We start from the raw sequence: 19,089 nt of genomic DNA, 5'->3' as shown, positions 1-19,089 counted from the left end.
GGGTACTCCAGAAGCGGAACAGGCCGTCGAGCGAAGAGGGGTGCCGGGTCGACGTGGGTGCAGAACAGGTTCTTCTAGGCGCGCTGAGCGACGTCGGCTGGCAAGCGACCCGGAAGCTGGCCACGATCCCGTCCACGGCCGGAGTACCGGACCCGGAGCCGCTTTCGCTGCCGGGCCGCGGCCAGACCGTGGTGGTCGACGTCGGCCCGCGCCAGGCGCCCGCGATCATCCTGCTGCACTCGGTGGCCTGCACCGGCCTGCTGACCTGGTACCCGGTGCTGGAGCGGCTTTCCGCGCACTACCGCGTGGTCGTGTTCGACCAGCGCTGGCACGGGCAGGGCATCCGCTCCCACGAGTTCACCCTGCAGGACTGCGCCGACGACGTGGTGGCGGTGGCGGACGCGCTCGGCATCGACCGGTTCATGATCGCCGGCTACTCGATGGGCGGCATGGTCGGGCAGATGGTCGCCTACCAGCAGCGCGAGCGCGTGAGCGGGCTCGTCCTGTGCTCCACGGCGAGCTACTTCCGCCGCGGCGTGCGCCAGCGCGTGGCGCTCGACCTGTTCGGGCGCACGCTGCAGCTCATGCGCGACCAGGCCAAAATCGGCCTCGTGCCGGGCGAGCCGCGCCGCGAACGGCTCGCCCGCCTGGAGGACCACCGGTGGGCGCTCGCCGAGTTCCGGTCCACGAGCCCGTGGGCCATCGCCGTCGCACTCGACGAGATCGGCCGCTTCGACTCGGCGCCGTGGCTGCACACGCTGCGCGTGCCGACGTCGGTGGTCGTGACCAGTCGAGACGGTTTCATCGCCCCGGCGCACCAACGGTCGCTGGCGCGGCGCATCCCGGGCGCGGCGACGTACGAGATCCCCGCCGGGCACACGGCGTGCGTGCTCGCGGCGAACCAGTTCGTGCCCGCACTGATGGCGGCGTGCACGTCGGTGCACGCGGCGATCGCCGACGAGGAAACCGGCCGGGTGCGCGAAGAGGAACCCGACTCGGCGTGAGGGTCAGTGGTTCGTGAGGCCAGTAGTTCTGAGGCTCAGTAGCTGGAAACCAGGTCCGCGGGGCTGAGGTCGAGGCGGTAGGGCACCTCGAGGTGCGCGATCTCGTCGCCGGTGACCTCGGCGTCGAGCACGTATTCGGTGCCCTCCAGGCGAAAACAGCTGAGCGTGGGCTCGTTGGGCTCGATGACCCAGTAGAACGGGCAGCCGGCCGCGGCGAGGCGGGCGGGCTTGAGGTGGCGGTCGATGTAGCGGCTGGACGGGGAGACGACCTCCACCGCGAGCACGGGCACGCCCACGAGCGCCCGCTCGGTGAAGGTCTCGCGCCGGCCGACCACCACGTCGGGGATCATCACGGTGAACTCGTCGAGCACGACGTCGACCGGTGCGGGGAGCACCTCGCAATCCGCGGGGCACACCGGGCTGAGCGCCGCGAGCAGACGCGCGACGACCCTCTGGTGCAGCGGACGCGGGGACGGGCTCACCAGAAGCGTCCCGTCCACCAGTTCGTATCGATGGCGTTCATCCGTGATCGCCTCCAGGTCCCGACGGGTGAGACGGTCGCCGTGTGCGAACGACGGGACTGTCATCATGCTGCCCCCAGGACGGGCCGATCGGAAAACGACTACGCCAGCGTAGACGTGCACACGCGGCAGCGCGAACCGTCCTCCGGCGTGGTGGAAACCCGGGCGGCCTATTCTTCCGCGCGCCGTCAGGCGTTCGCCGTCACGTACGGTCACGGAAATGCGGCGAAACAGACCCGGACAGCCCAGGAGAACCCCGTGCGACAGGGCCGTTCGAGTTATGTGAGCGAATTCTCGGAATGGCCATTCCAGGTAGGGTAATACGACACCAATGGATTACCCCGTGGACGCCTGAGCTGGGCCAAACCCGATGTTTCGTGACGCCGTAATCGTGTCCCCCTCGGCTCTACATCACGGTATCATTGCGCGAACCGGCAGTGCGGGAAACCCCGATTAAGGTGAACTTCACCATTCCGCACCGCGTTCGCTCTCCGTGATTAACCGGCTGGACCGGAAAATCACGCATTCTGACCCGACGTTCGCACGCGTCAGCACACTTCGGTGGTGGTCATGCCTGCCCCGTCCGCACCCAGCCGGCCCGTCTCCCTCTTCCGCCTCGACGGCACCGGCGCCGAGCCCGACCTGCTGGTGTCGCTCAAACCCGAGCAGGTCACCACCGACACGACGGTGGACCTCTCCGGCACGCGCGCGCGGCTGGTCGCTGGCGCGTTCCACACCGAGATCCCGCAATGGCTTCCGCACGCGAGCGCGTTGACCGGGAGCGAGCTCGACCTGTCGTCGACGCTGCCGTTCGCCGTGCTGCTCGTGCCGCGTCCACCTTGGACATACGCGGTGTCCTGGGGCGCCGGGCACCTGGTGCTCAACGACGAGTACGTGGAACAGGGTTTCGGGCTGCTGTTCGGGATCCGCCGCCTCGACCCGTTCGATCTCGGGCTGGTGTCGAGCGCCGCGCTCGACGTGTCGGCGCGCGCCACGCAGATCTCGATCCCGGGCGGTGGCGAGCTTTCCGCGTTCCGGCTGGAGCCCTATGGCGACCTCGTGAACCGGCTGGCCGGGTCCGCGGACCTGACCGACCTCACCTACGGGCGGGTGACCGGCAAGCGCTACCGGATCCGCGTCGGCAACTCGCTCTACGTACCGCTTGCGAAGGAACCACAGGCCTTTCTCGCGGATCTCGACGCGGTGGGTGCCGTCGTGGACGAGCCCGACGCGTCCTCGGCGCTGCGGTTCGTGGCGCAGACGCGGCCGCTCGACCGCCACCACCGGCTCGTGCCGACGCTGGAAGCACGGCTGGCCGAAGCGCTCGGCGGCGGCACCGACGCGCCGCTCGGCCTGGCATGGCCCGCGACCGCGGTGAACGACGCCGAGAACGCGGGCTCGTTCCGCATCACCGGCCTGGGTTCCGGCGGGCCGCTGCACGTCGAGTCGCGGCTGGAGCTGGAGCACCTCACCGGCCGGCTCGCGCAGCTGCCCGAGGACAAGCGCGTGAAGGCTCTGCGCGCCGGGCGCGTGGTCACCTGCGCCGACGAGGCCGGCGAGGAGGAGACCGGGTCGCCCGTGCAGGTCGCGAAGTGGCTCGTGTTCGAGACGACGATCGGCCACACGCGTTACGTGTTCCACCAGGGCCGCTGGTACCGCATCGGCGAGACGTACGTGGAGCAGATGCGCGAGCAGGTCTCGCAGCTGCTGGCGCGCAAGTACGAGTGGCCGGACCTCACGTGGAAACCCACCGGCGAGCCCGACGACGAGAACCGCTACTGCCGCCAGGTCGCGACGCTCGACGGCTACGTCTGCCTCGACCGTGACACCGCGACCACACCATTGCACCCGCGGTTCGAGCTGTGCGACCTGCTGGGCCCGGGCAACGAGCTGATCCACGTGAAGTGGCTGGGCCGCGCGACGGCCGCCAGCCACCTCTGCACCCAGGCGCTCGTGTCGGCCGAGGCGCTGCACGACGAGCCGGAAGCGTTGGCGCAGCTGGCCGAGAAAGTGTCTACTTCGGACGAAGGTCGCGTGCTGACCGAGGCGCCGGACACCGTCGTCCTTGCCGCCGCGGGCCGCGCGTGGAACGTCGACGAGCTGTTCACGCTGTCGCAGGTCGCGCTGCTGCGGCTCGACCGGGCGGTGCGCAGCCTGCAGGCGACGTTGAAATTCGCCGACATTCCGTACAAGGCCAAGAAGAAGACGGCCGCTCAGCCGGCGAAGCGCCGCCGGAAGGCCTGAGCGGCAGGCAGTTGCGCCCCGGCCCGGCTACGCTGGGAGTTCCCCGACGAACGGTGCCGCCGATGACTGCCGATCCCGCGATCCGCGCCCGGATCGAAGAGCACTGGCACGCCTCCGAGGCCGGCGACATCGACACCGAGCACGCGATCTACGCCGTAGACGCGATCCTCGACTACCCGCAGTCCGGCGAACGCTTCCGCGGCCGCGACCGGATCCGCGCGCAACGCGGCGGGCACCCGGCCGAGCGCCACTTCACCATCAGCCGGATCACCGGCGGCGGCGACCTCTGGGTGAGCGAGTGCGTGATCACCTACGACGGCTCGTCCACCCATTCGGTGAGCATCATGGAGTTCACCGACGGCTTCGTCACGCACGAGACCAGTACTTCGCGGATCCCTTCCCCGCGCCCGAGTCGCGGGCGGCCCTGGCCGAGCGGATCCCAAGCTGACGTCAGGCCGGCCTGGCCTTGAGCAGCTCCGTCATCGCCTCGGGCAGGGCCTCGGCCAGCGGCCAGAGGTCCTTCACGAGCTCCTTGGCGCCGAGCAGGCCGACGCCGACCTTGCCCTCGTAGGAGAAGACGGTGACGTTGAGCCCGGCGCCGTGGAAGACCGGGCCGAGCGGGTAGAGGCCGGTGACGCGGGCACCGAGCAGGTAGAGCGGCATCTGCGGGCCGGGCACGTTGGAGATGATCAGGTTGTGCACCACCGGGTGGCGCTCGGCCAGCCGCAGCGAGGAGTAGGCGCGCACGCCGAGGCCGAACACCGTGGCCGGGGAGAACTGGGCCCAGTCGGCGAGCATGTCGGCGTCGATGTCGTAGTGGTGGTCCTTCGACAGTCGGTTGGCCTCGGCGAGGAAGAACACCCGCGCGGCCGGGTCACCCAGGTGGGTGGGCAGTGAGGCGAAGAACGCGGACACCTTGTTGCTGCCGTGGTCACGTTCGGTGCGCTCGTGCACCGACACCGGCACGGTCGCCACCAGCGGGTCTTCCGGCAGCTCGCCGCGGCCGAGCAGGAACTGCCGCAGCGCGCCGGAAACGAGCGCCAGCACCACGTCGTTGACCGTGACACCGAAGGCGTTCTTCACGCGCTTCACGTCGGCGAGGTCCACTTGGGCGAAGGCGACGCTGCGGTGACCGGTGATCGTGCCGTTGAGCGAGGTGCGAGGCGCGGTGAAGGGAACCGGCATTCCTTTGCCGCGCAACGTCTTGCCGAGCCAGCGCGGCACCAGCTCCACCAGCTCGGGCAGCAGCTTCGCCATCTCGAACGGCCGGTGCGCGAGGCCTTCCAGGCTTTCGCGCAGGATCTCGACGCGCGTGGGCAGGCCGCTGTTGTGCTGCTTGTCCCGCGGGATCTCCGGCAGCGGCGCCTCGGGTTCCAGGCCCGCGAGGTAGGTGATCAGGCTGGCGCCGCCGACGCCGTCGATGCTCGCGTGGTGCATCTTGATGAGCACCGCGATGCCACCGTTCGACAGGCCCTCGATCACGTAGAACTGCCACAGCGGGTGCGCGCGGTCGAGCTGCTGGCCGGCGATGTGGGCGCACAGCTCGGCCAGCTCGCGGTCGTCGCCGGGCGCCGGCACGCCGATGCGGTGCAGGTGGTTGTCGAGGTCGAAGTCCTCGTCCTCGACCCACACCGGGTGGCTGAGGTTCCAGAGTGGATTGTGCAGTTTGCGGCGGAATTCCGGAATCAGCGCGACGCGCTCGGCCAGCCGGCGCTGCAGCTCGGCGAACGAGTAGCCGCCGGGGATGGTGGACCCGTCGAGGGTGAGCAGCCCGCAGACGTGCAAGACCTGCGCAGGGGTCTCCAGGTAGAGGAAACTCGCATCCAGGCCGCTCAGTCTCTGCATGTCGCCAGGGTAAGGCAGAACCACGAACGGGGCGGGCCGCGGCGGTAGCATCGGGAAGGTGAAACCGGCCTTCCTCACTCGCCGGGCCGCGCAGCTCGGCCTCACCGCCGTCGCCCTTCGCCCGCCGCGCAACCGTGTCACGTCGATCCCCGTGTTCTTCGGCGCGTGGCTCACCGACGAGCTGGCTCCGCAGCTGCTGGCGCTCACCGCGTTGGACACCGCGCAGCACCTGGTGCGGCACGGGCGGCGGTCGTCGAAGGCGGGGCTGGCCTTGGCCGCGCTGTCGGCGGCGGGGCTGGGCTCGCTCGTGGCGACGGCGCAGAAGGCCCGCGGCGAGGTCGAGTCGGCGCTCACCGAGGCACTCGGGCCGGACTACTCCACGCGGCTGGAGCGTCCGCCGAGCTCGCGCGACCTGGCGACGCCGTGGGGCCAGCTCGTGCTGCCGTTCCGCGGACGCGACCCGGAGGTCGTGCGTGAGCGCAACATCCCGTACGCGCCGGGTGGCAAGCGGTTCCTGCTCGACGTCTTCCGGCCCGCGAAGCCGGTGACCGGCGCGCCGGTGCTGCTGCAGATCCACGGCGGCGCCTGGACGATCGGCAACAAGGACGAGCAGGGCCAGCCCCTGATGCACCACCTCGCGCGCCGCGGCTGGGTGTGCGTGGCGATCAACTACCCGCTCGCGCCCGCCCACCGCTGGCCCGCGCACGTGGAGGCCGCGAAGCGCGCGCTGGTGTGGATCCGGTCGAACATCGCTTCGTACGGCGGGGACCCCGGTTTCGTCGCCGTCACGGGTGGTTCGGCGGGCGGGCACCTCGCCGCGCTGCTCGCGCTGAGCCAGAACGACCCGGCCCTGCAACCGGACTTCCCCGACGCCGACACCAGCGTGCAGGCCTGCGTGCCGCACTACGGCGTCTACGACATCGCCGCCACCAGCGGCGCGGCCGAGAGCCAGTACCGGCTGGAGAGCCTGCTGGCCCGCCGCATCTTCTCCCCCGACCGCGACCCGGTGACCTACCTCGACGACTACGTCGCCGCCTCCCCGCTCGACCGCGTCTCCGAGTCCGCGCCGCCGTTCTTCGTGATCCACGGCCGCAACGACTCCCTCGTGCCCGTCGAGGAGGCCCGCGAGTTCGTCGCCCGGCTCCGCGCGGTTTCCCGGCAGCCCGTCGCCTACGCCGAACTCGCGGGCGCGCAGCACGCGTTCGACATCTTCCCCTCGATCCGCAGCGCCCACGTCGTCCGGGGCGTGGAACGGTTTCTCGACCACACCTACCGGGCGTGGGCCGCGGCGGACCGGTAGCTCACGGTTCGAGCGGCGCATCTGTGTCGGCGAGGCGGTCGGCGTCGATCGGGCGCTCGGCGCGGATCAGGGCCTTGCCGCCGCCGTCTCCCCGCCGCAACGGCAACACCCCGTCCCGCGCGACCCTGCGAACGCGGCAACGGCCCCCACGCTCCGGCCTACCGACCGTCGTGCGAGGGCCGCCGCACTGCCGGAAAGCTCAGGGTTCGAGCGGCGCGTCCGGATCCGCGAGGCGGTCGGCGTCGATCGGGCCCTCGGCGCGGATCAGGGCCTTGAGCTGGTCGCCGACGTCCCAGACGTTGACGTTCATGCCGGCCAGCACGTGGCCGTCGCGGAGCCAGAAGGCGATGAACTCGCGCGCCTCGACGTCGCCGCGGAAGACGACGCGGTCGTAGGCGCCCGGGTCGACGTGGCCGTGGTACTCCATGCCCAGGTCGTACTGGTCGGTGTAGAAGTACGGGAGCTCGTCGTAGGTGGCGTCCTGGCCGGCCATCGCGGCGGCGGCGACGGCGGGCTGGTTGAGGGCGTTGGCCCAGTGCTCCACGCGCACGTGCTTGCCGAGCAGCGGGTGCAGCGCCGAGGCGATGTCGCCGGCGGCGAAGACGTCCGGGTCGGTGGTGCGCAGGGACGAGTCGACCACCACGCCGTTGTCCACGGCCAGGCCCGCGGCCTGCGCGAGCTCGACGTTGGGCGCGGCGCCGACCGCGACGAGCACGGCGTCGGCGGCGATCTCCGTGCCGTCGTCGAGGCGGACGCCCGTGGCCTTGCCGCCCTCGGTGGTGATGGCCTCGACGTGCACGCCGAGGCGCAGGTCGACGCCGCGGGCGCGGTGCAGGTCGGCGAAGACCGTGGCGACCTCGCGGCCCAGCACGGCCAGCAGCGGCAGCTCGGCGACCTCCAGCACGGTCACCTCGGCCCCGGCCTCGCGCGCGGCGGCCGCGACCTCCAGGCCGATCCAGCCCGCGCCGATCACGGCCAGGCGCGTGCCGGCGGTCAGCGTCTCCTTGAGCTGCGCGGAGTCGCCGAGGCGGCGCAGGTAGTGCACGCCCTCGGCGTCGGCGCCCGGGATCGGCGGGCGACGCGGGCTCGAGCCGGTGGCCAGCAGCAGCTTGTCGTAGCCCACGGTCTCGCCGCCTTCGAGGCGGACGACGTGGTTGTCGCGGTCGATGGCGGTGGCCGTGACGCCCAGGCGCAGGTCGACGTCGTGCTCGGCGTACCAGCCCTCCTCGTGCACGAACACGCTCTCGCGCTCGGCCTTGCCGGCGAGGAAGTCCTTGGACAGCGGCGGGCGCTCGTAGGGCCGGTCGGGTTCGTCGCCGATGAGCGTCACCCGTCCGGTGAACCCCTGTGCCCGCAAAGCCTCCGCGGCCTTGGCGCCGGCCAGCCCCGCGCCGACGATGACAAAACCCTGCTCTGGCAAAGGAAACAACTCCTTTATGCGTTGACGCCCGTGAGTGCGAAGAACTCCTGGCGGGAGCGGGCATCCTCCCGCAACGTGCCCAGCAGTGTCGAGGTGACCGTGCTGGAGCCGGTGGCCTGCACGCCGCGAAGCGTCATGCACGTGTGCTCGGCCTCGATGACCACGCCGACTCCCTTCGGGCTCAGCTGCTCGCCCAGCCAGCCCGCCACCTGCTTCGTGAGCCGCTCCTGCACCTGCGGCCGGCACGCGAAGTGCTCGACCACTCGCGCGAGCTTCGACAGGCCCAGGATGCGGTCGCCCGGCAGGTAGCCCACGTGCGCGACGCCCGTGAACGGCAGCAGGTGGTGCTCGCACACCGACCGTACGGGGATGTCGCGGGCCAGCACCAGCTCGTCGTAGCCCTCGTCGTTGGGGAACGTGGTGAGGTCGAACGAGCGCGGCGTGAACAGCTCCGCGTACGCGCGCGCCATGCGCTCGGGGGTGCCCTGCAGGCTCTCCGTGTCCAGGCTGACGCCGAGCGCCCGCAGGAAGTCGCCCGCGGCGCGCGCGGCGGCGGCGAGATCGATGCCGGGGTCGGGTTCGTGAACGACGTGCAGAGCAGAGCCGGAGCGCATGGGGACCCCTCGGGGTTCGGCGGATTTTCGTCCATGAATATTGGTCTTATTGCCGTCCTTGGTCAAGGTGACCAGTTCAACAGGGTGAACCGATGCTTGCGGACACGTTTGTGGGCGTTATCGTGGACCTGTGACGACTGAGCCCGCCGCTCCCGCGATCAAGGCCGTGGCCGCGCTGGAGGAGGACCTGCGCCGCGGGATGTACGCGTTCATCCGCGGCGCGGCGCGACCCGTCACGCGCGACGAGGCGGCCGCGTCGGTCGGGATCTCGCGCAAGCTCGCCGCGTTCCACCTCGACAAGCTCGTGGACGCCGGGTTGCTGCGCTCGCGCTACGAGGCCGTCGGCGGCATCCGCAAGGTCGGCCGCACCCCGAAGGTGTACGAACCGGCCGACATCGACTTCGCCGTCACCATCCCGCCGCGCCGCCACGGCGTGCTCGCCGACATCCTCCTCGACGCCGTCGTCACCGAAACCGAAGGCGAGTCCGCCCGCGTCGCCGCCCTGCGCGTGGCCGCCGAGCACGGCGAGGACCTGGGCGCCACCGAACGCGCCTCCCTGCGCCCCGGCCGCCTCGGCGCCGAACGCGGCCTGACGCTCACCGAAACCGTCCTCGCCCGCCAGGGCTTCGAGCCGCGGCGCGAAACACCGACGTGCGTACGGCTGCGCAACTGCCCGTTCCACCCACTGTCGGGCAAGGCGCCGGACCTGGTGTGCGGGATCAACCAGGCGTACCTGGGCGGGGTCGTCACGGGCCTGGAAGTGCCCGGCGTCGACGCGGTGCTGATCGATCCCGCACCCGGCGGCTGCTGCGTGGAGCTGCGGGCGGATCAGCCCGGCGGGTAGGCGACGTCGAGAGGGTCGGCGGACGGTGGGCCGTCCAGGTGCCAAGCCGGGCCGGTGCGGAGGAAGCGGTGGTCGCGGCCGTAGCGGAGTTGTGCGCATGGCTGCAGCAAGCCGCCACCCGGTCTGGAAACGGGCCGGGCCCGCGCAGCGTGTCGGACCTGGGGCGCCCGACACCGCCGCGGGTGCCGGTCGATCCGCGGCACGGCTGGAGCTGCGGGCGGATCAGCCCGGCGGGTAGGCGACGTCGAGAGGGTCGGCGGACGGTGGGCCGTCCAGGTGCCAGGCCGGGCCGGTGCGGAGGAAGCGGTACCAGCGGTGGTCGCGCCCGTAGCGGAGTTGCAGGGGGCCTTGGGTCACGCGGTTGCGCCAGGTCGTGATGGGGTCGGGGAGGCCGGAGTCCGAGAGGCAGGTGCTGGCGGCCGCGAGGGGGCCTGGGCCCGGGGACCAGGTTTCGCGCACGACGGCCAAGCCGCCGCGGCCGGCTTCGCGCCAGGAGTGGGCCCACGCGGTGAGGTCGGGCAGCGTGACGCCGGCGGCGTGGGCCAGGGCGGGGAGTTCCGAGGGCGGGCGGGCGGCGGCGCGGCGGGCCAGGTCTTCGTCGAACGTCAGGTCGGCCGCGGTGCCGCCGGAGAGCAGCAGGTCGCGGGCGAGGGAGGCGGCGTCGGCGGCGAGGGTGCCCAGGGCGGCCGACGTCCAGCCCGTGGCGGCCGGCGGGTCGAGGTCGAGGACGGCGGGTGGGCCGGCCACGTCGGGCACGGGCGGCAACCGCGGCACGGCCGTGACGCGGCGGGCGTACGCGCGTTTCGGGGTGAGGCCGGGGTCGTGGACCTTCGTGCGCGGCGGGCGGTCCGGGGCGCGCAGCGTGCGCAGCCGGGCGAGGACTTCGTCGCGCGGGCGGCCGCGGAGCTTGAACAGCACGAACGGGTCGGTGTCGACCTCGTCGGCCACGACGTAGTACACGGCGGCGACGTGTTTGCACGGGTTCGCCGAGTCGGGGCACGAGCAGCGCGGCTTCAAGTCACCCGGACCGGGGAGCAGGTCGGCGCCCGCCTCGCGGGCCTGGGCGGCCAGCTCCTCGGGCAGCTCGCCGTCGAGCAGGGCGGCGGTGTGGCCGAGGCGGCGGCCGACGACGTCGAGCAGCGTGTCCCACTGCTCGGGCGAGAACTCCTTCATCCGGATCGTCACGTGGTACGGCTCGGGCCGGCTCCCCCGCACACGCGCGATGACCTCGCCGGCGGCGACGTGCAGCTCGCTCACGGTGTCCTTGCGCGCGTACGTGCGCCCGCGCGGCAGGCGGTTCGGGTCGACGCTCGCCCGCTGCTCCAGCGCCTCCACCCAGGCGCGGCCCCACCAGGTGTTGCCGAAGGTCCTGCGCGGGGGCATCACCCACCGCCGAGCCGGACGAGGTCGGCGAGCTGGTCGTCGGACAGCTCCGTGATCCAGTCCTCCCCCGCGCCGACCACGGCCTCGGCCAGCCCGCGCTTCGCCTCGAGCACCGTGGCGATGCGCTCCTCCAGCGTGCCCTCGGCGATCAGCCGGTGGACCTGCACGGGCCGGTCCTGCCCGATCCGGTACGCGCGGTCGGTCGCCTGGTCCTCCACGGCCGGGTTCCACCAGCGGTCGTAGTGGATCACGTGCGTGGCGCGCGTCAGGTTGAGCCCGACGCCGCCCGCCTTGAGCGACAACAGGAACACCGGCACCTCGCCGGACTGGAACGACGCCACCAGCTCGTCGCGCCGCTTCGGCCCGACCTCGCCCGACAGCAGCGCGACGGGCAGCCCGCGGTCGGCGAGGCGGCGTTCGAGCAGGCGGCACAGCTGCACGTACTGGCTGAACACGAGCACGCTGTCGCCCTCGTCGAGGATCACGTCGAGCAGCTCCTCGAACGCGGCGAGCTTGCCGGAGCGTCCGGTGAGGACTCCGCCGCTCTCCTTGAGGAACTGCGCGGGGTGGTTGCAGATCTGCTTGAGCTCGGTGAGCAGCTTGAGCACCTGCCCGCGCCGCTGCACGCCCTGCGACGCGCGGATCTCGGCCAGGTTCTCCCGCACCACGGCCTCGTACAGGGTGGTCTGCTCGGCCGTGAGCGGCACGAACCGGTCGGTCTCGGTCTTGCGCGGCAGCTCCGGCGCGATGTCGGGATCGGTTTTCTTGCGTCGCAACAGAAAGGGGCGCACGGTCGTGGCCAGCCGCTCCGTGGCGGTCTGGTCGCGGTCGCGTTCGATGGGCCGCGCGACGGTGCGGCGGAAGCGGTCGAGCGGGCCGAGCAGGCCCGGTGTCGTCCAGTCCATCAAGGACCACAGCTCGGTGAGCCGGTTCTCCACGGGCGTGCCGGTGAGCGCCACGCGCGCGGCGGCCGGGACCTTCCGCAGCTCTTTCGCCGTGGCGGACAACGGGTTCTTCACGTGCTGGGCCTCATCGGCGGCGACGAGACCCCAGTCCACTTCGGACAGTGACGCGCGGTCGCGGCGGACCACGCCGTAGGTGGCGAGCACGACCTCGTCGGGCAGCAGGTCGTCGAGGTGACGGCCGCCGCCGTGGAAGCGGCGCACGCGCACGTCCGGCGCGAACCTGGCGAACTCGCGTTCCCAGTTGCCGAGCAGCGACGTCGGGCAGACCACCAGCGTGGGCCCGGCTTTCAGCGCGCAGCGGTGCAGGTGCAGGGCGATGAGCTGGATGGTCTTGCCCAGTCCCATGTCGTCGGCGAGGCACGCGCCGAGACCGAGGCCGGTCATCGTGGCCAGCCAGCCGACGCCCGCGAGCTGGTACGGGCGCAGCGTCGCCGCGAGTCCGTCAGGCGGGCCGACCGGCTCGGGGCTGCGCTCTTTGAGCCGTTCGACGAGGCCGGCGAGAGCGGGCTGGGCGGCGAATTCGACCGTTTCGCCGTCGAGTTCGAGCTCGCCCGTGAGCGCCGCGGCGAGCGCTTCGGCGCCGGTGAGCTTGCGGTTGCGCTTGGCGCGCATGCGGGCGAGCAGGCGCGGGTCGAGCTTCACCCACTGGCCGCGCAGGCGGACGAGCGGCCGCTTGGCTTCGGCGAGCGCGGCGACTTCCTCGTCGGTCAGCTCGGCGCCGCCGAGGGACAGGCGCCAGCGGAACTCCAGCAGGCCGTTCAACGGGAACGCGGGACCGGCCTCGCTGGCCGGCGCCTGCGTCGCGCTCGCCTTCGCGCGGACTTCGCCGGCGAAGAGATCCTTGGGCCACAACACTTCGATGCCGGCGCCGCCCAGGTCGCGGCCGCCGGGGCCGAGCAGGTCGACGACGTCGTCGTCGGACAGCGCGAGCTCCGTCGGCGCGGCTTCGGCGAGCACGCGTCCCAGCGGCGGCCACGCTCGCGCGCCGCGGCGCAGGCCGAGCAGCAGCTGGGTTTCCACCTGGTCACCGAGGCGGTGCAGCACGGCGTCGGGCGCGTCCCAGAGCGTCGCGGCTTCGACGACCAGGCTCGGCTCGAGCGCGGACCGCACGGCCAGGACGCCCGCGAACTGCTCGTCTTCGCGGGCTTCGACCCGCAGGATCAGCTGCGCGCCGTGGGGCCCGCGGGCGTCCAGCTCGGTGAGCCACGCCGCCCCGTCCGGCCCGACCAGCGTCGGCTCGGCCTCCGCGAACGCCGGCCCACCCGCCCCGACCGACGCCGCCGGGCTGCGCACGAGCACGTCGGCCGCCGCGTCCCACAACGCCCGGACCAGCGACTCCGGCGAGTGCAGCCGGATCCGTTTCACCCCGGACAACGGCAGCGCATGCGCCTCCGGCGGCAACGCCGACGCGAGCCCCCGCAGCAGCTCCTCATCGGCGGCGTCCAGCGGCCCCACCCGCCACGACCCCACCCCGCCGGCCGTGAGCGCCGGCCGCAACCGCCCGCGCGCCACCAGGTTCACCCCGGCGTTCACCACGGCCGACCACGCGGCGATCGCCGGGCTCACGTCGTCGGGCACCACCAGCAGCCGCGGGATCGCCCGCGCCAGCGGGACCAGCCGCGCGTCCACCTTGGTGCGCGCGAACTTCTTGTCGTCGGGCAGCACGAGCTCGATCGCGGTGTCCCCCGCGACCTCGTCGCCCCACAACGCCAGCACACCCTCCCGCGGCGGGTCCGAGGGAAGGTAGGTGGCCTGGGTCAGCGCGCCGAACTCCACGCCCAGCACCGTAGGGCAGGGGTACGACAAACGGCTCAGCGCGGCAGGCCCAGCACCCGCTCGGCCACCGCCGAGAGCAGGACCTGGGTGGTGCCGCCGGCGATGGAGAGGCAGCGGGTGAGCAGGAACTCGTGGGACGGCGGGGTGTCGGGGAGCAGGTCGGGGGCCAGGTCCAGGGCGAACTCCGCGACGGCCTGCCGGTGGCGGACGCCCAGGAGTTTCGCGACAGCCGACTCGGCGCCGGGGCCTTGGCCGTCGAGGCGGCGGAGGGTGGCGCGCAGGTCGAGCACGGAACAGGCGCTGCCGGAGCCGATCAGGGCGCCGAGGCGGTCGAGGGTGGATTCGCCGGGGGCAAGGCCCGCGCCACGATGCCCTTCCGAGCCGGGCCGGCCGCCCGCAGCGACCGCGCCGCCCGGGCCACCGTGCCCAGTCGCGCCGATCCGGTCGCCCAGTCCGCTCGGGCTGCCCGCCCCGCTCGGGCTGCCCAGGCCACTCGGGTCGCCCGCGCCGCCCAGGCCGCTCGGGTCGCTCGGGTCGCCCAAGCCGCTCGGGTCGCCCAGGCCGCTCGGGTCGCCGTGCCCACTCGCGCCGATCCGATCGCTCTGGCCGCCCGCACCGCTCGGGCTGCCCAGGCCGCTCGGGTCGCCCAAGCCGCTCGGGTCGCCCAAGCCGCTCGGGTCGCCCAAGCCGCTCGGGTCGCCCGCACCGCTCGGGCTGCCCAGGCCGCTCGGGTCGCCGGGGCTGCTCGGGCCGTCGAGCTCGCCCGCGCCGAGCCCGAGGCCGATCTCGGACAGCAGGGCCTCCACGCCCTCACCCGCCGCGGAGCCCTTGCCCAGGGCGACGCGTTCGCCGGCCAGCGTGGTGCGGGCCAGGCGCCAGCCGTCGCCCGGGGAGGCGACGACGTCGGCGTCCGGGACGAAGACGTCGTCGAGGAAGACTTCGTTGAAGACGCTCGCGCCGGTGATCTCGCGCAGCGGGCGGGTGGTGATGCCGGGCGAGCGCATGTCGACGAGGAAGTACGTGATGCCCTTGTGCTTGGGCGCGGCGGGGTCGGTGCGGGCCAGGCAGATGGCCCAGTCGGCCTCGTGGGCGAGCGACGTCCACACCTTCTGCCCGCTGAGGCACCAGCCGCCGTCGACGCGGCGGGCCGCGGTGCGCAGGGAGGCCAGGTCGGAGCCCGCGCCGGGTTCGCTGAACAGCTGGCACCACGTCAGTTCGCCGCGCAGGGTGGGGCCGGTGAAGCGGGCGCGTTGCTCGTCGGTGCCGTGTTCGAGGATCGTCGGGATGGCCCACGCGCCGATCACCAGGTCGGGCCGGCGCACGCCCGCGCGCGTCAGGGCGGCGTCGATGCGCAGCTGTTCGGCGGGGCCGGCGCCGCGGCCGTGAGGCGCGGGCCAGTGCGGTGCCAGCAGCCCCGCGTCGGCCAAGGCGACGCGACGGCGGTCTTCCGGCAGAGCGGCGATCTCCCCTACGAGCGCGGTGAGCTCCGGCGAGTCGTCCACGGCCACATCCAGCGTGCGCCGCTCCCCGGCCAGCGCGAGGCGAGCCGCGCGCTGCCGCCACCGCGCGGAGCCGCCGAGCCAGTGCCGCAAGGCGAGTGCGCGACGCAGGTACAGGTGCGCCGGGTGTTCCCACGTGAAGCCGATGCCGCCGAGGACCTGGATGCAGTCCTTGGCGTTGTCCACGGCCGCGTCGAGCGCCACCGCCGCCGCGCTCGCCACCGCGATCGCGTGCTGCGAAGAGAAAGCAGTCGTCGCAGCGTCCCAGGCCAGCGCCTCGGCTGCTTCGGCGCGGCACAGCATCTCGGTGCACAGGTGCTTCACCGCCTGGAACGCCCCGATCACCTGCCCGAACTGCTCCCGAACCCGCGCGTACTCGACCGCCGTCGTCAGGCACCACCGCGCGACGCCCGCCGCCTCCGCCACGGCCAACGTCACCGCGAAGTCCCGCGCGTCCGGCAGCTCCAGCACGTCCGCCACCGGCACCCGGTCGAAGTGCACCCGCGCGAGCGGACGCGAGAAATCGAAGGGCGCCAACGGTTCCACGCGCACCCCCGCCGCACCTGGCGGCAGTAGCACGTGACCACTCGGCACGGGCGCCAGCAGCCACGACCTCGCGTCGGCACCCGGGACCGCGCCCGAACAACCGTGCAGGAAGCCGTCGGCACACGGCGCTTCGAGCAGCACGGCCACGCGCGCGCCCCCGTCCGCGATCGCCTCCACCAGATCCCTACCGCCGAGCAGCAACCCGGCCAGGGCCGTGCTCAGCAAGGGGCCCGGGACCAGCGAAGAAGCCGCTGCGGCCAGCCCCGCCGCCAGGTCCGCGACCGAGCCTCCGGCACCGCCCACCGACGGCGGCAACGCGACCCCGAACAACCCCAGGTCGGCGAACCGCGCGGGCACCTCCGCGCCGACCTTCTCGGCCGCGCGCACGGCCGCGACCGGATCGTGGGCCCGGGCCCAGTCGTGGATCGCGGCGGCCAGCGCCGCCTGTTCGCCGGTGAGCGCGACCGCCATCGGGGCCTCCTCGCGTACGGGACTACTCGCGAGTGTAGAACGTGTTGCAGTTTTTCGGCCAGCGGGTCGGTAGTTGAACGTTTCGCCAGGGAAGGTACGCTGAACGCAGAACTGGAACGAGTTCCGCAAGACAGGAGAAGGCCGATGCCGGGCAAGGCGAAGGCTCCGGCGGCGAAGGCGCGCACCGGACTGGGCACGATCGGCGAGGAGCTCGGCTCCGCGGCGCAGCGCGATCGCCGCCGCCGCATCATCGACGCCACGCTCGCGCTGGCCTCCAAGGGCGGTTACGACGCCGTGCAAATGCGGGCCGTCGCCGAGAAGGCCGACGTCGCGCTGGGCACGCTCTACCGCTACTTCCCGTCGAAGATCCACCTGCTCGTGTCCGGCCTCGCGCGGCAGTTCGAGCGCGCGCAGGAGAAGCTGGAACGCGCCGCGATCCCGGGTGAGACCCCTGCGGAGCGGCTGATGTTCGTGCTGGGCCGCAACACGCGGCTCATGCAGCGCGACCCGCACCTGACCGAGGCGATGGTGCGCGCGTTCATGTTCGCCGACACGTCCGCCGCGGCCGAGGTCGAGCTCGTCGGCCGGCTCATGGAGGACATGTTCGCCCAGGCCATGGGCATCGCCGAGCCGACGGAGTCCGATCGCGACATCTTCCACGTCGTCGCCGACGTGTGGATGGCCAACCTCGTGGCGTGGGTGACGCGGCGGGCATCGGCCGCCGACGTCGCCCACCGCCTCGAGCTTTCGGTGCACCTGCTGCTGGACAAGTAGGGCCCGCACGCGGCGGGCCGCACTCGCGGCTCAGGCAGTGAGCTTCGGCAGCACTTCCTTGCCGAACACGTCGAGGAACTGGTCCTGGTTGCGCCCGACGTTGTGGATGTAGATGCGGTTGAAGCCGGCGTCGACGTACTTCTGCAGCGCCGCGCGGTGCTCGTCGGGGTCGGAGGACACGACCATGCGGCCCTCGAAGTCCTCGCGGCGCACGAGCTTGGCCATCTGCGCGAAGTCGAACGGGGAACGCACGTCGGCCTTCGGGAACTTCATGCCGCCGTTGGGCCACTGGTCCATCGCGTTGGCCCACGCGGTCTCGTCGTCCTCGGCCCAGGACAGGTGCACCTGCAGCAGCTTCGGCATGTCGTCCGGGTTCTTCCCGGCCTTCTTCGCGCCGGCGTTGAAGTTGTCCAGGATCCCGGCCAGCTTCTCGATCGACGCGCCGGGGGTGATCAGCCCGTCGGCCAGCTCACCGGTCTTGCGCGAGGTGTAGGGCCCGGCCGAGGCGATGTAGACCGGTGGCGGGGTGTCGGGCAGGGTCCACAGGCGGGTGGTGTGCAGCTTGAAGAACTCGCCGTTGTGCTTGACGTCCTTGCCGGTGAACAGCTTCCGGATCACCTCCAGGGCCTCGAACATCCGCCGCACGCGCTCGGGTGCCTCGGGCCAGTAGCCGCCGATGATGTGCTCGTTGAGCGCCTCACCCGACCCGATCCCCAGCCAGGTCCGGCCCGGATAGGTCGCCTCCAGCGTCGCCGCGGCCTGGGCCACCATCGCCGGATGCAACCGGAACGACGGGCACGTCACCCCGGGACCCAGGTCACCGGTGGTGTTCTCCGCCAGCGACGCCAGCATGCTCCACACGAACGACGACTCGCCCTGCTGCGGAACCCACGGCTGGAAGTGATCCGCCGCCATCTGCCCCGAGAAGCCCCGCTCCTCGCCCGCCTTCGCCAACCGAATCGACTCCCGCGGCGAGAACTGCTCCAACGCAGCCGCAAGACCGATCTGCACGTCACTCACGCGTCTTCCGCTCCTTCACCGGTACTTTTCGACGACCTCGACGAGGGCGTCGAGCCTCTCGAGGGTCTCCGCTTCGGGCCGCGTGCCGAGCAGGAGCGTGATGCGCTCCACCCCGGCCTCGGCGTAGGCCTCCAGCAGAGCCTCGTTCTTGCTGCCCACCGCGAACATCGACACCGGTGTCCCGGGGGCGAACTCGTCGCGCAGGGCCATGAGCTTCCCGACCCGTTCGGGCACGACCACGGAGTTCGGCATCCACACGCCGCCGTGGCGGGCCGCCCGCCGCGCCGCGTGCCGGCTGTTGCCGCCGACGTAGATCGGCGGATGCGGCTTCTGCGCCGGCTTCGGATAGGCGACGGCGCGGTCGAAGTGCGTGAACTCGCCGTGGAAGGTCGCCGCCTCGGCCGTCCACAGCTGCTTCATCGCGTCGAGCCGCTCGTCGAGCAGCCGGCCGCGCGTGTCGGGATCGGTGCCGTGGTCGCGCATCTCCTCGAGGTTCCAGCCCGCGCCCACGCCGAACACCACCCGTCCGCCCGACAGGTGGTCGAGCGAGGCGACCTCCTTGGCCGTCTGGATCGGGTCGCGCTGCGCCAGCAGGGCGACGCCGGTGCCCAGCAGCAGCGTCGAGGTCACCGACGCGGCGGCTGTGAGCGCCACGAACGGGTCGTACATCCGGTAGTACATACGCGGGAGCTCCCCGCCCGCCGGATACGGCGACTGCCGGTCGGCGGGGATGTGCGAGTGCTCCCCGACGAACAGCGAGTCGAACCCGCGCTCCTCGACCCCGCGCGCGAGCGCGTCGGGCCGGATGCCCTCGTCCGTGACGAAGCTGAAGATCCCGAACTTCATGAGATCATCGAACCACG

Annotated in this window: 15 protein-coding genes; 6 read left to right on the top strand and 9 right to left on the bottom strand. The window is 72.4% G+C overall.

Annotation, left to right across the window (positions count from 1 at the left end; all coding sequences use genetic code 11):
- Positions 1–53 precede the first annotated feature (53 nt).
- Positions 54–1,004, top strand: a complete 951-nt coding sequence (locus ACQPXB_RS13255; RefSeq protein ID WP_432851812.1) for an alpha/beta fold hydrolase — start codon at positions 54–56, stop codon at positions 1,002–1,004.
- Between the two features lie 35 nt (positions 1,005–1,039).
- Here ACQPXB_RS13255 and ACQPXB_RS13250 read toward each other — a convergent pair whose 3' ends face one another.
- Entirely contained in the window at positions 1,040–1,594 is a 555-nt protein-coding gene (locus ACQPXB_RS13250) for a Uma2 family endonuclease (RefSeq protein ID WP_432851810.1), read from the bottom strand.
- Between the two features lie 501 nt (positions 1,595–2,095).
- On the opposite strand from ACQPXB_RS13250, the gene ACQPXB_RS13245 reads away from it, so the two are divergent.
- Both ACQPXB_RS13245 and ACQPXB_RS13240 read left to right on the top strand, forming a co-directional pair.
- Positions 2,096–3,769, top strand: coding sequence for a TIGR04141 family sporadically distributed protein (locus ACQPXB_RS13245; RefSeq protein ID WP_432851808.1), 1,674 nt, complete (start codon positions 2,096–2,098; stop codon positions 3,767–3,769).
- Between the two features lie 62 nt (positions 3,770–3,831).
- The gene (locus tag ACQPXB_RS13240; protein WP_432851806.1) at positions 3,832–4,239 is read left to right on the top strand and encodes a nuclear transport factor 2 family protein; all 408 of its coding nucleotides are present in this window, start codon (positions 3,832–3,834) and stop codon (positions 4,237–4,239) included.
- On the opposite strand, the gene ACQPXB_RS13235 is transcribed toward ACQPXB_RS13240, so the two are convergent.
- Positions 4,220–5,614, bottom strand: a complete 1,395-nt coding sequence (locus ACQPXB_RS13235) for a WS/DGAT/MGAT family O-acyltransferase (protein WP_432851804.1) — start codon at positions 5,612–5,614, stop codon at positions 4,220–4,222. The genes ACQPXB_RS13240 and ACQPXB_RS13235 overlap by 20 nt on opposite strands.
- A 58-nt stretch (positions 5,615–5,672) precedes the next feature.
- Between ACQPXB_RS13235 and ACQPXB_RS13230 the strand changes: the two genes are divergently transcribed.
- On the top strand, positions 5,673–6,914 hold the full coding sequence (locus tag ACQPXB_RS13230) for an alpha/beta hydrolase (RefSeq protein WP_366583457.1): 1,242 nt from the start codon (positions 5,673–5,675) through the stop codon (positions 6,912–6,914).
- A 199-nt stretch (positions 6,915–7,113) separates the two neighbouring features.
- Here the strand turns inward: ACQPXB_RS13230 and ACQPXB_RS13225 are convergent, their stop codons facing one another.
- Together ACQPXB_RS13225 and folE are read right to left on the bottom strand one after the other, a co-directional pair.
- Entirely contained in the window at positions 7,114–8,334 is a 1,221-nt protein-coding gene (locus ACQPXB_RS13225) for an NAD(P)/FAD-dependent oxidoreductase (protein WP_366583458.1), read from the bottom strand.
- A gap of 14 nt (positions 8,335–8,348) precedes the next feature.
- On the bottom strand, positions 8,349–8,948 hold the full coding sequence (gene folE, locus ACQPXB_RS13220) for a GTP cyclohydrolase I FolE (protein ID WP_220238222.1): 600 nt from the start codon (positions 8,946–8,948) through the stop codon (positions 8,349–8,351).
- Between the two features lie 199 nt (positions 8,949–9,147).
- Between folE and ACQPXB_RS13215 the strand changes: the two genes are divergently transcribed.
- Positions 9,148–9,792, top strand: coding sequence for a helix-turn-helix transcriptional regulator (locus tag ACQPXB_RS13215; RefSeq protein ID WP_366583517.1), 645 nt, complete (start codon positions 9,148–9,150; stop codon positions 9,790–9,792).
- A 222-nt stretch (positions 9,793–10,014) separates the two neighbouring features.
- Here the strand turns inward: ACQPXB_RS13215 and ACQPXB_RS13210 are convergent, their stop codons facing one another.
- Genes ACQPXB_RS13210 through ACQPXB_RS13200 form a run of 3 tightly spaced genes read right to left on the bottom strand, consistent with a single transcriptional unit; the run spans position 10,015 to position 16,432 of the window.
- Complete coding sequence (locus tag ACQPXB_RS13210) at positions 10,015–11,175, bottom strand: SWIM zinc finger family protein (protein WP_432851801.1); 1,161 nt, start codon at positions 11,173–11,175, stop codon at positions 10,015–10,017.
- Positions 11,175–13,916: a DEAD/DEAH box helicase gene (locus tag ACQPXB_RS13205; RefSeq protein WP_432851799.1), complete on the bottom strand. Its 2,742-nt coding sequence runs from the start codon at positions 13,914–13,916 to the stop codon at positions 11,175–11,177. Before ACQPXB_RS13205 ends, ACQPXB_RS13210 begins: the two co-directional genes overlap by 1 nt.
- 35 nt (positions 13,917–13,951) lie before the next feature.
- Complete coding sequence (locus ACQPXB_RS13200; RefSeq protein WP_432851797.1) at positions 13,952–16,432, bottom strand: acyl-CoA dehydrogenase family protein; 2,481 nt, start codon at positions 16,430–16,432, stop codon at positions 13,952–13,954.
- A 144-nt stretch (positions 16,433–16,576) separates the two neighbouring features.
- On the opposite strand from ACQPXB_RS13200, the gene kstR reads away from it, so the two are divergent.
- Entirely contained in the window at positions 16,577–17,206 is a 630-nt protein-coding gene (gene kstR, locus ACQPXB_RS13195) for a cholesterol catabolism transcriptional regulator KstR (RefSeq protein ID WP_366583462.1), read from the top strand.
- A gap of 30 nt (positions 17,207–17,236) precedes the next feature.
- On the opposite strand, the gene ACQPXB_RS13190 is transcribed toward kstR, so the two are convergent.
- Together ACQPXB_RS13190 and ACQPXB_RS13185 are read right to left on the bottom strand one after the other, a co-directional pair.
- Positions 17,237–18,226, bottom strand: a complete 990-nt coding sequence (locus tag ACQPXB_RS13190) for a TIGR03557 family F420-dependent LLM class oxidoreductase (RefSeq protein ID WP_366583463.1) — start codon at positions 18,224–18,226, stop codon at positions 17,237–17,239.
- A gap of 15 nt (positions 18,227–18,241) precedes the next feature.
- A complete protein-coding gene (locus ACQPXB_RS13185; protein WP_366583464.1) occupies positions 18,242–19,072 on the bottom strand; it encodes an LLM class F420-dependent oxidoreductase in 831 nt (276 codons plus the stop codon).
- Positions 19,073–19,089: the final 17 nt, after the last annotated feature.

The sequence above is a fragment of the Amycolatopsis sp. CA-161197 genome (assembly GCF_050942255.1).
In the GTDB taxonomy this organism is placed as follows: domain Bacteria; phylum Actinomycetota; class Actinomycetes; order Mycobacteriales; family Pseudonocardiaceae; genus Amycolatopsis.
The sequence above is the reverse complement of the archived record's forward strand: the minus strand, read 5'-3'. Positions and strand labels throughout refer to the sequence as shown.